Source organism: Gemmatimonas sp. (assembly GCF_021298855.1).
Lineage (GTDB): Bacteria > Gemmatimonadota > Gemmatimonadetes > Gemmatimonadales > Gemmatimonadaceae > Gemmatimonas.
On record NZ_JAJTHI010000011.1, the window covers coordinates 1 to 12,981 of the forward strand.

13 protein-coding genes are annotated in these 12,981 nt (G+C 69.0%); 7 read left to right on the forward strand and 6 right to left on the reverse strand.

Going from position 1 to position 12,981, the window contains the following annotated elements; genetic code table 11:
• From LW840_RS05400 to LW840_RS05420, 5 genes are all read right to left on the reverse strand, one after another.
• A partial coding sequence (locus tag LW840_RS05400; RefSeq protein ID WP_291276555.1) for a DUF2281 domain-containing protein occupies positions 1–299 on the reverse strand: 299 nt, incomplete at its 3' end.
• Between the two features lie 39 nt (positions 300–338).
• A complete protein-coding gene (locus tag LW840_RS05405) occupies positions 339–1,331 on the reverse strand; it encodes a D-Ala-D-Ala carboxypeptidase family metallohydrolase (protein ID WP_291267455.1) in 993 nt (330 codons plus the stop codon).
• Positions 1,332–1,356: 25 nt separating this feature from the next.
• Entirely contained in the window at positions 1,357–2,358 is a 1,002-nt protein-coding gene (locus LW840_RS05410) for a D-Ala-D-Ala carboxypeptidase family metallohydrolase (RefSeq protein ID WP_291260754.1), read from the reverse strand.
• Positions 2,359–2,508: 150 nt separating this feature from the next.
• On the reverse strand, positions 2,509–3,402 hold the full coding sequence (locus tag LW840_RS05415; protein ID WP_291260753.1) for a L,D-transpeptidase: 894 nt from the start codon (positions 3,400–3,402) through the stop codon (positions 2,509–2,511).
• Between the two features lies 1 nt (position 3,403).
• Entirely contained in the window at positions 3,404–4,063 is a 660-nt protein-coding gene (locus LW840_RS05420; RefSeq protein WP_291276556.1) for a hypothetical protein, read from the reverse strand.
• Positions 4,064–4,192: 129 nt separating this feature from the next.
• Here LW840_RS05420 and gpmI point away from each other — a divergent pair, with 129 nt between their 5' ends.
• The 7 genes from gpmI to LW840_RS05455 all read left to right on the forward strand — a co-directional run bounded on the left by gpmI (position 4,193) and on the right by LW840_RS05455 (position 10,920).
• Positions 4,193–5,752: a 2,3-bisphosphoglycerate-independent phosphoglycerate mutase gene (gene gpmI / locus LW840_RS05425; protein WP_291276557.1), complete on the forward strand. Its 1,560-nt coding sequence runs from the start codon at positions 4,193–4,195 to the stop codon at positions 5,750–5,752.
• Positions 5,752–6,468 carry a hypothetical protein gene (locus LW840_RS05430; RefSeq protein WP_291267453.1) on the forward strand — a complete coding sequence of 239 codons (717 nt, stop codon included), beginning with the start codon at positions 5,752–5,754 and terminating at the stop codon, positions 6,466–6,468. The genes gpmI and LW840_RS05430 overlap by 1 nt, the downstream gene beginning before the upstream one ends.
• A gap of 6 nt (positions 6,469–6,474) precedes the next feature.
• Positions 6,475–6,903 carry a 6-carboxytetrahydropterin synthase gene (locus LW840_RS05435; protein ID WP_291260749.1) on the forward strand — a complete coding sequence of 143 codons (429 nt, stop codon included), beginning with the start codon at positions 6,475–6,477 and terminating at the stop codon, positions 6,901–6,903.
• A complete protein-coding gene (gene dacB / locus LW840_RS05440; protein ID WP_291276558.1) occupies positions 6,903–8,465 on the forward strand; it encodes a D-alanyl-D-alanine carboxypeptidase/D-alanyl-D-alanine-endopeptidase in 1,563 nt (520 codons plus the stop codon). Before LW840_RS05435 ends, dacB begins: the two co-directional genes overlap by 1 nt.
• Positions 8,462–9,787 (forward strand): gephyrin-like molybdotransferase Glp, encoded by a 1,326-nt coding sequence (glp, locus tag LW840_RS05445; RefSeq protein ID WP_291276559.1) that lies wholly within the window; start codon positions 8,462–8,464, stop codon positions 9,785–9,787. The genes dacB and glp overlap by 4 nt, the downstream gene beginning before the upstream one ends.
• The gene (locus LW840_RS05450) at positions 9,784–10,500 is read left to right on the forward strand and encodes a methyltransferase domain-containing protein (protein ID WP_291276560.1); all 717 of its coding nucleotides are present in this window, start codon (positions 9,784–9,786) and stop codon (positions 10,498–10,500) included. Before glp ends, LW840_RS05450 begins: the two co-directional genes overlap by 4 nt.
• A gap of 174 nt (positions 10,501–10,674) precedes the next feature.
• Positions 10,675–10,920 (forward strand): hypothetical protein, encoded by a 246-nt coding sequence (locus LW840_RS05455; protein ID WP_291260745.1) that lies wholly within the window; start codon positions 10,675–10,677, stop codon positions 10,918–10,920.
• Between the two features lie 9 nt (positions 10,921–10,929).
• Here LW840_RS05455 and LW840_RS05460 read toward each other — a convergent pair whose 3' ends face one another.
• A complete protein-coding gene (locus LW840_RS05460; RefSeq protein ID WP_291276561.1) occupies positions 10,930–12,969 on the reverse strand; it encodes a (Fe-S)-binding protein in 2,040 nt (679 codons plus the stop codon).
• Positions 12,970–12,981 lie beyond the last annotated feature (12 nt).

Consider the following 12,981-nt stretch of genomic DNA (forward strand, 5'->3'; position numbering starts at 1 on the left):
CGCGCGGTGGAGACCACATCGGTGGCGACCGTCTTCGTGGTCTGCGCCACGTTGTTGAGCACGCCCATGGCCTTGTTGAGAAATCCCACGGCCTCGGTCACGGTACTGGCCGCGAGTCCGCCGGCCCGCAGCGTGTCCTCCACGCCGTCGGTGAATTTCTGGAACACGTTGGTCACCGCGGCGGGCTTCTCCGCGTACTTCGATTCGAGAAACTCCACGTAGTCGAGCACCTGATACAGGCGCTCGTCTGACAGGGTCTCGAGCTTGCGATTGATGCGATCGCGAACGTACGGATTCATGGGCTCCTCGTGGCGTGCCGTGTGGCGTGCCCTACGTGGTCATCCACGCCAACGTTTCCGCTCGCCACGCGCGTCGATGTGGCAGTAGGGCGTGGCATACCGGCGACTGCTGTACACGCCCAGACCGCCGGCCAGCTCGGGGTGCGCCCGCTCGACCCAATCCACCGCCTGCTCCACCCGGTACGCATCGAACAGGGTGAGCTCTCCGTCGCCGTCGGCATCAATGGCGACATCGGCAGCGTCTCCATACAAGTGGCGCGAGTCGCGCGCGGAGCCCTCCACCCCGGCGTTGTGCAACGGTGTGCGGAAGCCGCTGTGCACCTCCAGCATGAACGAGGCGCTCTCCTCACCACGACGCCGAGCCAATTCGCGCAGCACCAGTTCGATCTTGTCGAGCACGCGCGGATCGACGGCCACGTACTTGGGCCACATGGTCTGCCGGTCGTGCGTGACGAAGTCGCGCACGCGCAGGTGCTTGGTGAGCGGCAGGTCGAGGTGTTCCTCGTGCACTTCGGCGAAGCCCAGCGGCTTTTCCGCCGCTTCATCGCGCGACCACTCGGCGGGGTAGCGTCCAATCTGGTAGCCGTTGAGGGTGCTCCCCAGCTTGAGTTCGAAGGGCACCATCACCGCCAGCCGCGGCTCCTCGAGACGCTGCGTGACGCCATGGCGCGTGACCTCGAGCTCGTAAATGCCGGGGGTGAGCGGCGCGAGCAGCGTGTCGCCCTCGAGGGGACGCACGACGTCGCCCGACTCGCCACTGCCGACGGCCACCCACTGATACTCGAACCCGAGCGACCCCGACGCCCCGCGGATCTCGAGCGGCAGCGCAACCCGCTCGCCGGCGCGCACGAAGTGCATCTTGATTTCGCCACTCACCCCCCGCGCCGCGGCTCCCACTTCCACCCGGGGCACGGCGCGGCGGAAGCTCTCGGCCGACGAGTCGGCGAAGAGCTCACCGGGCGGCTGGTAGAGCACGGCCGCCGTGATGGCAATGAGACCGCTCAGCACGAGCGCTGTACGGCGCTGGATCATGGCGCACCTCCCAGGATGGCGCCGCTCACTGCGCCCCCCACCGCGCGCGACTGCCGCGCACATCGATGTGCACGAAGGGCCCGTGTGCACTCGTGGCCTTGTACACGCCAATGCCGCCCACCAGCTCCGGATGCGCGCGCTCCACCCGCTCGGCCGCCTGGGCCAGCACGCGGGCGTCGTGCGTATCGACACGCCCATCCGCATTGAGATCGCTCATCCAGTCGCGCGCGCCGTTCACGACGTACACATCGGCGGCATCACCGTACTGGTGGCGGCTGTCGTTGGCCCGACCGCCGGTCCCCACGCCCTGCTGGTTGTATTGCGGCGTACGGAAGCCGGACATGACCCGCAGGGTGGCCGCGTGCACGCCCATCGTGCGCAGCTCCTGCAAGACCAGTTCGAGCTTGTCCACGAGCGGCTCGCGCAGGACGAGGTACTTGGGCCACACGCCCGTCTGATCCTTGGTGAGGAAGTCGCGCAGACGGAAATGCTCGGAGATGGGCGTATCCGCGTTGCCGGCGGTGACTTCCAGGAACCCCTCAGGATTGCCGTAGCTGCCGCCGCGCGCCCGCTTTTCGGCCGGAAAGAAGCCAATGCGATAGGCGCCGATACGCCCGCGCACCTTGTCGGCGAAGGGGCGCATGGTGATGAAGTGAAAGGCGCCCGTTGAGTCGTTGGCGGCATATACCCCGGGCCGCGTGGCGGCCGAGTCCCCGAAGAGCTGACGCAGCACCGGAATGCTGGCGGCGCGATGCGGGGCGAGGAACCGGGCCCGAAGCTTGCGGCTCACCCCACGGAGGGTGTCGAGCCCCGGGAACGACGCGGCCCGCGGCACGTCCGCCCGGACAGTGGGCGACAGGTCGCGGGCTGTCGTGGCCGCCATGCCCGTGGGGCGCACGACCACCGCAAGCGCGGCAACGGTCAGGGCCACGACCAATGCCCCGCGGCGGCGCGGATGCGCGCCCCGCCCGACCGGTACGACGGGATTGGCTGAAGACGCCTGGGCGTCGGAGGATGTCTGAATCACGAGTTCGGAGATGGCGCCCGGTCACGAACGACGGCTGCCCCATGGCAGACGACCCAGCGCCCGTGCTGGAAATATACTCGACCCCGATCCGTCCGTTCACCCGGCGAGGATGAACGCCTACGGAAATCGCATCTGTAAGTGTGTGTGGCTTCAGTAGATGAAGACCGGGGTCCCAACGGCCACGCGGTGGTACAGCTCTGCAATGTCTTCGTTCCGCAGCCGCACGCATCCGTGGCTCACCGCCTGCCCCACCGACGCCGGGTTGTTGGTGCCGTGCAGGGCGTAGCCGTCCCCCAGATAGAGTCGGTAATGGCCAAGCACGTCCGCATACTTGCGCTGGTTTGTTCCGAATGGCGGAATAATGATCTGGCCATCGGCAACGATCTCACGGCCGTCCGTGGCCGCCAGCGGGCGGACTGCACCATCGGCGGTCACACGCACGACATCGTTCCCCTTCACGGTGATGAGCCCGCCGTCGCGCAGCGGCAGGGGCTTGCCGCGCACCAGCTGGGTGAGACCGAGCCGCCGCTTGTTGGCCTGCTCCTGATAGTGCCAGTCGGGCGGGATCCAGGCGGGGGCGGAGTCGCGACGCTGCACCACCAGCCGGCCGCGCGGCGTTTCGAAGCGCAGGACCTTGGTGCCGCCTCGTACGACCAACTGCTTCCCCGAACCGGTGGCCACCCGCGCCGTGAAGAGCACACTGTCGCCGCGCTTGTACCAGAGGCGACGGTCGGTGATGGACACCACGATGTACGAAGAGTCCGCCGGCACCGGGGGTGTGGCGGCCAATTCGGCACGCAGGCTGTCGGCGCTGAGTCCGGCCTGCAGGGTGAGCTGTTCGAGGGCCTCGGAATTGTCGTTGAACACCAGCCGTGCCACGTCGCGCTCGAAGCGCGTGCGCAGGGTGATGACGGTCAGCCACCCGGTGAACCCGAGGGTCAGTCCGGTAAGCGCCAGAAGCCAGAGCGGCGTGCCGCGCCAGCCACGTCGCAGCGCGCGTGACCGGGCCCGACCTTCCGCGGGGTGTACCGCGCGCGTGGTCATGTCAGTAGAAGTACACCCGGGTACCCGGGGTCAGGTTTTCGCGAATGGCCTGCAAGTCACCGGCATCGAGGCGCACGGAGCCGGGCATCACATAACTGCTGTCGGCAAGCGGCCCGATTCCGGGCACGGCGTACAACAGGGTTCCCCCCGTGGTCACGATCGCGTGCGTCCCGGTCCATCCGGGCGCCGCCCGCTCGGCCACAGGGGGCAGACCGCGGTCGGCCCACAGCCAGTCCGGCAGGGACCACGCGTCGGCCGCGCCAAGCAGGCGCTCGATGCGGCGCACCCCCCGGGGAACGACCACGCGAACGGTATCGGCGCCGCTTCCCACCCGCCGCTCCGGGCCAATGCGGGCGGGCATCGTGCGCAGCCGCGCGCCCCCCCGGTCGAGGGCCACGTAGCCCGAATCCGTGTTCACCGCCAGGTGGATGCCGCCGTCGCCCCGGGCCTGCCGCCGCATGATTTCGATCATGAGGGTGGCCTGGTCGACATTCGCCGCCATGATGGCATCGGCACGCTGCTGCTCGAGTTCCGACATGCCGGCCCGCAACCGCGCCGTCTCCTCCCGGTAGCGTGCGCGCCGCCACAGCAGCAAACCATCCAGGAGGAGCAACGTCACCAATGACAGGGCCAACAGCAACGTCCGACGACGAACACGCATGATCCGGCACGGTTTAGATTGCACCGGCTGACCCCACCGCCCTCGCGGTGGCCCCCGATGCCCGACGAACGTACCGCCCCGGCCGGCATGCGGCCTGAGCGGTCACCCTGAAGCATATCCCGGAGACCGATGTCTGCACGCGTAGATCGCGCGGTGGCGCTCATCATTCTAGATGGGTGGGGGTACCGCGAAGAATGTGAGGCGAACGCGATCTGCCTCGCCGACACGCCCAACTGGGACCGCATCTGGTCGCACGGCTCCCGCACGCTGCTGACCGCATCGGGGAAGGCGGTGGGGTTGCCCGAAGGCCAGATGGGCAACAGCGAAGTGGGGCACCTCAACCTCGGCGCGGGGCGCGTGGTGATGCAGGACCTCGTGCGCATCGGCAGCGCCATCGAGACCGGCCGCTTTTTCGAGAACCCCGCGCTGCTTCAGGCGTGCGCGCATGTGCGCTTCAATCACGGCACCCTGCACCTCCTGGGCCTGTTGGGCGACGGTGGGGTGCATGCGTTCCAGGCGCACCTGTATGCCCTGGTGGAGCTGGCGGTGCAGCAGCAGGTGCCGCGGGTGGTGCTGCACGCCCTGCTCGACGGACGCGATACCCCACCGCAAAGCGCGCTGGGGTTCCTGCGCGAGACGCTCGCCACGATTGCGGGCAAGGCCCAGTTGGCCAGTGTGTGCGGTCGCTACTACGGCATGGACCGCGACAACCGGTGGGAGCGCACGCAGCGCTGGTACGACGCGGCGGTGCGTGGCCAGGCCCCGGTGGAGCCGGACGCACTGGCCGCGCTCGAGCGCTCGTATGCGGCGGGGGTGCACGACGAGTTCGTGACGCCGTGGGTCATGCCGGGTCCGGACGGTAGCGCGCTGGCGCCCATGGTCGATGGCGATGCCCTCGTGAGCTTCAATTTCCGCAGCGACCGCATGCGCCAATCCCTGCGCGCGCTCGCGTTTCCCGACTTCGACGGGTTCGACACGGGGCCGCGGCCGCTGGTGCAGATCGTCACCATGACGCAGTACGACGACACGTTCCCGTTTCCGGTGGCGTTCGGCCCGCAATCGATGAACAACCTGGTGGGCGACGTCATTGCCAAGGCGGGGCTGACGCAGCTGCGCACGGCGGAGACGGAGAAGTACCCGCACGTGACGTTCTTCTTCAACGGCGGCCACGAGCAGCCGCTCCCCGGCGAAGACCGGCGCGTGGTGCCAAGCCCCAAGGTGGCCACCTACGACCTGCAGCCCGAGATGAGCGCCGGGGCGGTGTGCGCCGTGCTCTGTGACGCGCTGGCCAACCGCACGCATGACTTCATGCTGTGCAACTTCGCCAATACGGACATGGTGGGGCACACCGGGTCGCTCGAGGCGGCCATCACGGCCGTGGAAGCCGTGGATGCCTGCCTCGGTCAGGTGCTGGAGGCCGCAGCTGCCGGCGGCGCGCGGCTCATCATCACGGCCGATCATGGCAACGCGGATCTCATGATCGATCCGGTCACGCACCAGCCGCACACGGCACACACCACCAATCCGGTCCCCCTGGTCATCCTCGATCCCGACGAGACCGCGCCGCTGCGCAGCGGGGGCGCCTTGTGCGACGTGGGGCCCACGGCGCTGGCGCTGCTCGGGCTTCCCCTGCCTCCCGACATCACCGGTCGCGATCTTCGCGTCCGTCCTTCCGATTCTCCGTCCTGATGCGCTCCATGCATGTATTCCCCGTTCGTTCCGGTGCGGCGGTGGCAGCCGCCCTTGCCTTCCTGCTGCCCGTCGCGGGGAGTGCGCAAGTGGGATACCTGCCCGAGAAGAGTCCCTACGAAGACTTCAAGATCGGCCAGTCGGCGACACTCCTGGGCGGATGGCTGGCCGTGAGGCCCGATCCCGCCAATGTCGCCCCGGCGCCGAGTTGGCTGGCCGGCGTGCGGTACGACATCGGCGTGGGCGGCCCGGCCTCGCTGTTCGCGCGGTATGTGTTTTCGCCGAGTGAGCGCAACGTGCTGGTGCCGACCAATCCGCGGGCCACACGGGTCGTGGCCACGCCGGGCACCACGACGCACCTCATCGATGCCGGGCTCGATGTGTCACTCACGGGACGCAAGACCTGGCGGCATCTCATGCCATCGGTGAATGTGGGCGCGGGACTGGCCAGCGACTTCGCCCGCGCCGACACCGGCGGCTACCAGTTCGGCACCAAGTTCGCGTTCAACTACGGCTTCAGCCTGCGCTACCTGCCCCGCCGTGGCCCGCAGCTGCGCCTCGACGCCGTGAACTACCTGTGGCAGTACCAGTATCCCGACCGCTACTTCGTGAAGGCGGCCGACACCACGAGCATCCTCACCGACACCCGCCGACGCGAAGCGTGGCGTGCCAATTGGGCGCTCACCGCCGGTGTCACGTTCCCCCTGTTCCGGTAGGCCGGCATGCCCCGCACGTCGCTCACCCGTCGCGTGACCTTCGCCGCCGCCCATCGGTACCGTCGCCCCGACTGGAGCGACCAGGAGAACGCCGAGGTGTTTGGCGCCTGTGCCCACCCGCACTACCATGGGCACACGTATGTGTGTGACGTCACCGTGGCCGGACCGGTGGACGAGGAGACGGGATTTCTCGTGGATCTCGGCTTCCTCGACCACGTGCTGCAGCGGGAGGTGCGCGACCGGTTCGACCATCGCAACATCAATCTCGATGTGCCGGAGTTTGCCGACGGCAAGATGATCCCCACGGGAGAGTTGCTGTCGCGCTTCATCTGCGAGCGGGTGCAGGCCGCGCTGGCGCACACTACCGCCCGGGTGATCAAGGTGCATCTGGCCGAGGATGCCACGTTGAGCAGCTGCTACGAGGTGGACGCCTGATGCGGCGCCTGCTCGCCGTGACGCTGTGCGCCGGTGCCGCCACGGCCTGTGCGGCGCGACCGCCGCAGGCGGTGCTCGAGCCGCATCAGCCGGAGCCGGTGGCCCCCTACATGATGCCGGTGGCCACGGTGCCGGCCCCCACCCTGCGGGACCGGGTCCGCCATACCGTGGACTCCGTCGTGGCAGCCCCCATGTGGCGCAACGCCCGCCTGGGCATCCTGATTGTCGACCCCGAGTCGGGGGACACGCTCGCCAGCCACGATGCCGACCGGTTGTTCATGCCCGCCTCCAACCAGAAGCTGCTGACCGGCGCCATTGCGACGACGCTGCTGGGGCCCGACTTCCGGTGGCGCACGCCGGTGTTGCTGCACGGGGTGCAGCGCGGCGCCACGTGGCATGGCAACGTGTACTTGCAGGGAAGCGGTGATCCGAGCATCAGCGACGCCCTGCGCGGTGGTCGTGCCAGTTCGGCGTTCGACGCGGCCCTGGATGCGCTCTCGGCACGTGGGGTACGCCGCATCGCCGGACGCGTCCTCCCCGTGGGTGATGCGCTCCCCGGGCTGAGCACCGGCTTCGGGTGGGCCTGGGACGATTTCGACGCGGCCTACAGTGCGGCGATCGACGAACTGCTGTACAACGAAGGGGAGCTGTACGTCACCGTGCATGCCGGTCGTCGTGTGGGGGCTCCGGTACGGGTGCAGACCGCCCCCACGCGGCGCTACCCGGCGGTGGTGGTGGATGCCGTAACGCGCGACAGCGCCCCGCTCCCCGCCGGCACCCGCCCGCCGCGCCTGCAGGCGGCCTACGACAGTATCGGCCGGGCGCTGATCGTGTCGGGGACGCTCGCGCTGGGCGACAGCGCGCGGTTTACGGTGGCGTATCGTCACCCCAACGATGCCGTCGTGGCGGCCTTCACCGAATCGCTGGCCGAACGCGGCATCACGGTGCAGCAGAAGCGGCTGGCCAGGCGCGACACCGCGTCGCGGGCACTCGACACGCTGGCCGTGATCACCTCGCCGCCCTTTGCCGACGTGCTGCGACGCATGGAGAAACCCTCGCAGAACCAGATGGCCGAACTGTTCTTTCGCACGGTGGCCCTGCAGCAAACGGGCAACGGGTCGGCCGACAGTGCGCAAGCCGTCGGGGCACGCGCGCTGGCCGCGTGGGGGGTGACGGCGAACGACGCCGCGTATCGTGATGGCAGCGGGCTTTCGCGCCACGACTACGTGACGCCGCGCGCGATCGTGAAGGTGCTCGACGCCATGCGCCGTTCGCCGCACTTCACGCTCTTTCGTGACGCGCTCCCGATTGCCGGCGTGGACGGCACCATTCGGAGCCGCATGCGTGGCACGCCGGCCGAAGGCAATGTGCGCGCCAAGACCGGCACGCTCGACAAGGCGCGCGCGCTCAGTGGCTACGCGACCACCGCCAACGGGCGGGTGCTGCTCTTCTCCATGATGATGAACAACTTCACGGTGCCCACCCGTGAGGTGGAGCGCGTGCAGGATCTGCTCGCGGCGATGCTCGCGGGCGGCACGCTCGCGGCAGGACGCGGTTCGTGACGGCAGGCACGGGGATGGGTCCGGCGTCGGGGCTCTCCTTTGCCGACGCACTGGCGGCGGTGCTGGCCGCGGTGGGCGGGCGCGCCACTCCCACGGAGCGCGTGGGCGTGGCGGACGCGTTGGGCCGCGTGCTGGCCCAGGACATCACGAGTCGGCTGGCGCTCCCCGCGTGGGACAATGCCGGCATGGACGGCTATGCCGTGCAGCGTGCCGATGTGCTGGGCGCCACGGCTGCGTCACCGCGTGTCCTGCCGGTGATCGGCACCAGCGTGGCCGGCAGCGATCCCACCGGCCTGCCATGGGTGCAGCAGGGAACGGCCATGCGCATCATGACGGGCGCCCCGCTGCCGCCCGGCGCCGACGCGGTCGTTCGCCTCGAGGATTCGGACCGGGGTGAAGCCACGGTGTGCATCACGAGTGATCGCGATGTACAGGGGCGCGGCAATGTCCGCCCACGCGGCGAGGACATTGCGGCCAACGCGGTGCTGTTCGGGCGTGGCACGTCGTTGCGGGCCGCGCATCTGGGCGCCCTCGCGTCCATAGGCGCGGCAGCGCTCCCGGTGTTTCGGCAGCCGCGGGTCACGATCGTGTCGAGCGGCGATGAGCTGGTGCTGCTCGATCGCTTCGACGAGGTGCTGGCGGGGCACCGCCTGGTATCGTCGAGCAGCTATGCGCTGCCGGCGCTGCTGCGCGGAGCGGGGGCACAGGTGACCATGGCCCCGCTGGTCTCCGACTCGCTCGAGGCCCTCACGGCGGCACTCGCCGACGCGCTCGACACCGGATGCGACCTGCTGGTGACCACCGGCGGCGTGTCGGTGGGGGCGCACGATTACACGCGGGATGCGCTGGCGGCACTGGGAGGCACCCAACGGTTCTGGCGGGCCCGCATTCGCCCTGGCGGCCCAATTGGCACCGGCATGGTACGCGATGTGCCCTGGCTGGGGTTGCCGGGCAATCCGGTATCGACGCTGGTGACGGGGGTGCTGTTCGCGTGGCCGCTCATTCGGGCGCTGGGTGGGCACGCCGGTGTCCACCACGCACGCATCCCGGTCCGCATGACAGACCGGGCCGATACGCCGGCCGCGCTGCGCTACTTCCTGCGCGTGGCACTCGGCGTTGGCAGCGATGGGCTGCTGGAGGCTCGGCTCTCGGGCGCGCAGGGATCGAATCTGTTGCGGTCCATGGCGCTCGCCGACGCGCTGCTCGAGGTGCCCGAGGAAATGACCCGCGTGGAGGCCGGCACCATGATGCACGCCATCCTGCTTCCCGACGCGCCCCCGCTGTTGCCCACGGCCCCGGCCCCGCCGGACACCGCCTCGTGAGCGACGCCGCGCATCCCTTGCGCGCCTTGCACGGCGCGGCGCTCGACGCGGCCTTCACGCAGAAGTGGACGACCGACTTCGAGACGGTGCCGGTGGGGTCGGGCGCACAGGCCCGAACCTTCACCCTGTTCAAGCCGGCCAATGCCGATCACCTGATCAGCGAAGCCGACTACGTCATGGACGAGCGGCTCCCCTACTGGGCCGACCTCTGGCCATCGGCGCGCGTGCTGGCCGGCGCCCTGCTGTCCATGCGTGGCGAGGGGCGCACCCTGCTGGAACTGGGGTGCGGTCTTGGGCTCGACACCACGGCCGCCATGGCCGCCGGCTTCTCGGTCACCGCCACCGACTATTACGAGGACGCCATTCACATGGCGCGTGGCAATGCGGCGCGCAATCTCGGCCGGGAGCCGCAGGCGCGGCTGGTGAACTGGCGTGCCTGGCCCGACGACCTCGGCACGTTCGACGTGGTCATCGCGGCCGACGTGCTGTACGAGAAGGAGTACGCCTCGCTGGTGGGCGCGTGTGTGGCGCGCGCCCTCGCGCCGCAGGGCGAGGCGATCATCGCCGACCCCGGTCGGCTCGCTCTGCCCGCGTTTCTGGAGCACCTGCCGACGGTGGGGCTCGAACTGGTGCACCGGTCGCACACGCCCTACGAGAACGGGGCCGTGAAACAGGTGGTGCAACTGCTGCATCTGCGGCACATGGCGCGCTGACGGGCCCGGCGCCGGCCCCCCAGCCGTCGTCTACCGTCTCTCCCACCATGGCGCCTTGGGGCACCCCTGCGACAGTCCGTGTGGCGCCCCCCCCACGGTTTGCCCTGCCATGACGGCATTCCCGAGGCACATGACCGGGCGCTCCGTTGGCATCATCCTTCCGTACGGGAGGGCATGCGCCCAGACCGAATCTCGCCCTTCCGCGGCCCGCTCATCGTGGTCATGACCTTCCTGTGCGCGCTGCTCGCGCTGTACCCGGGCGCGGCACGGCGCGGGCGGCCGGCACCGACCGCAGCCCGCGCCGTGCCCCCGAACGACGGTGCCGTCGACCTGTCGTTCAAGCGCCCGCCACGCGACACACCCTCCCGCCCCTCCGGGACGGTCGCCAGGGCCACGACCAAGGAGCCGCCGGGGCGCTGAGGCCGGCGGTCAGCGCAACCGCGCGGCCACCACTTCGGAGATGTCCAGCACCGGCACCTCGCTGCCGGCCCCGGTCACGCCGTCGGTGATCATCGTCATGCAGAACGGGCACGCCACGGCAATCTGATCGGCGCCGGTGGCCAGCAGCTCTTCGCTGCGCTCGACGTTCACGCGCTTGCCCACGTTCTCCTCCATCCACATGCGCCCGCCGCCGGCGCCGCAGCACAGGCCGCGACTCTTCGTGCGCGCGGGCTCCACCAGCTCCATGATGGGGAGCGCCTTCTTGAGCGTGTTGCGCGGCGCATCGTACACCTCGTTGTAGCGCCCCAGATAGCAGGAATCGTGGTACGCCACCTTGAGCCGCTGCCCGTGCTCGGTGTCGAGCGGCACGCGCCCCTCGTTGAGCAGCCGCTCGATGTACTCGGTGTGGTGAATGACCTCGTAATGCCCGCCCAGATCGGGGAACTCCTTCCCCATCTGATGGAAGCAGTGCGGACAGAAGGTCACCACCGTCTTGATCTCGTAGCCATTGAGCGTTTCGATCACGCCCTTGGCCATCATCTGGTAGAGGTATTCGTTGCCCATGCGACGCGCCGGGTCGCCGTGGCAGGTTTCTTCCTGGCCGAGGATGGCGAACTTCACGTTGGCCGCCTGCAGAATGCGCGCGAACGCCACCGTGATCTTCTTGCTGCGATCGTCGAACGAGCCGGCGCAGCCCACCCAGAAGAGCAGATCGGGCTTCTCGCCGCTGGCCGCCATTTCGGCCATGGTGGGGATGTTCATTCCCTCGGCCCACTGCTCCCGATCGGCCGCGCTGAAGGCCCACGGGCTGCCGTTGCGCTCGAGGCTCGTGAGCGCGGGCTGCAGTTCGTCGGGGAAGCGCGACTCCATGAGCATGAGATCACGGCGCAGCTCGTTGATGATATCGAGCTGATCGATGCTCACCGGGCACTCCTGCACGCAGGCGCGGCAGCTGGTGCAGGCCCACAGCTCTTCCTCGGTGATCCAGCTGTCGAGCAGCTTCTTGTCCAGCACCGCCTGCTGTTCGGCGGTGGCGGTACCACCGCCGGCGGCCACGGCGTCGAGCACGGTGGCCTTCTCGGTGAGGCGCGCCCGCGTCTTGACCACGATCATGCGCGGCGACAGCACCTTGCCCGTGATGTTGGCCGGGCAGGCGGCAGTGCAGCGCCCGCACTCGGTGCACGAGTACCCATCGAGCAGGGCCTTCCAGCTCAGGTGCTCCACATCGCTCGCCCCGAACTGCTCGGCGTCCTCCGCCTCGAGGTCCATGGGCCGCATGGCCCCCACGCGTCCCGGCCCGTCGGTGTTGGAGAACCACACGTTGATGAGCGACGTGAGGACGTGCAGGTGCTTGGACTTGGGGAGATGATTGAGGAACCAGAGAATGCCGAGGGCGTGCAGCCACCAGGAGACCCGCGCCATGGTGTGCGCCGTCTCCACGCTCATCATGCCGGCGAAGAGCGGCAGGAAGCCGCGGGTGACGATGTGCCCCGATTGCGAGGCGCCGGGCTGCATCTGCTCCCCGATGTACAGCAGCAGCAGTGTGATCATGAGCCCGGCAATGACGCTCAGGATGAGCACGGCCTCGCCGCTGTGTACCGCATCGACCGTGAACCGGCGCGGGCGAATGACGAGGCGTCGGTACAACAGGTAGAACACGGGGAACAGCACGAACACCGCGAACAGCTCCTGCGACGCCACGAAGGCCGTGTAGAGCACGTCGGGGAGGAGCACGTTCCAGGTGAAGGGCGTGTAGAGCCCCTGGATCATGATCTCGATGGTGCCCAGCCCCAGCACGCAGAACCCCCAGAACACCAGGGCGTGCATCATGCCGCCCAGGGGGTCGCGCAGGATCTTGGTCTGCGCGAGGCCGATGAGCAGGAAGTTCTTCGTGCGGATATCCGGGTGATCGGTGCGATCCTCGGGCTTGGCCAGCTTGAGCCATCGAACGAGCCGCTGGGCCTGCTGGCTGAACATCCAGAGGGCGCCGGCGAGGATCACCGCGAAGACGTAGTTCTGCAGGGTCATGGCGCGAAGCTA

What these genes read in the sequence shown, in the direction of transcription:
- LW840_RS05405 (WP_291267455.1), bottom strand. Translation starts at nt 1,331, where the DNA reads ATGATCCAGCGCCGTACAGCGCTCGTGCTGAGCGGTCTCATTGCCATC.
- LW840_RS05415 (WP_291260753.1), bottom strand. Translation starts at nt 3,402, where the DNA reads ATGACCACGCGCGCGGTACACCCCGCGGAAGGTCGGGCCCGGTCACGC.
- LW840_RS05420 (WP_291276556.1), bottom strand. Translation starts at nt 4,063, where the DNA reads ATGCGTGTTCGTCGTCGGACGTTGCTGTTGGCCCTGTCATTGGTGACG.
- gpmI (WP_291276557.1), top strand. Translation starts at nt 4,193, where the DNA reads ATGTCTGCACGCGTAGATCGCGCGGTGGCGCTCATCATTCTAGATGGG.
- LW840_RS05430 (WP_291267453.1), top strand. Translation starts at nt 5,752, where the DNA reads ATGCGCTCCATGCATGTATTCCCCGTTCGTTCCGGTGCGGCGGTGGCA.
- LW840_RS05435 (WP_291260749.1), top strand. Translation starts at nt 6,475, where the DNA reads ATGCCCCGCACGTCGCTCACCCGTCGCGTGACCTTCGCCGCCGCCCAT.
- dacB (WP_291276558.1), top strand. Translation starts at nt 6,903, where the DNA reads ATGCGGCGCCTGCTCGCCGTGACGCTGTGCGCCGGTGCCGCCACGGCC.
- LW840_RS05455 (WP_291260745.1), top strand. Translation starts at nt 10,675, where the DNA reads ATGCGCCCAGACCGAATCTCGCCCTTCCGCGGCCCGCTCATCGTGGTC.
- LW840_RS05460 (WP_291276561.1), bottom strand. Translation starts at nt 12,969, where the DNA reads ATGACCCTGCAGAACTACGTCTTCGCGGTGATCCTCGCCGGCGCCCTC.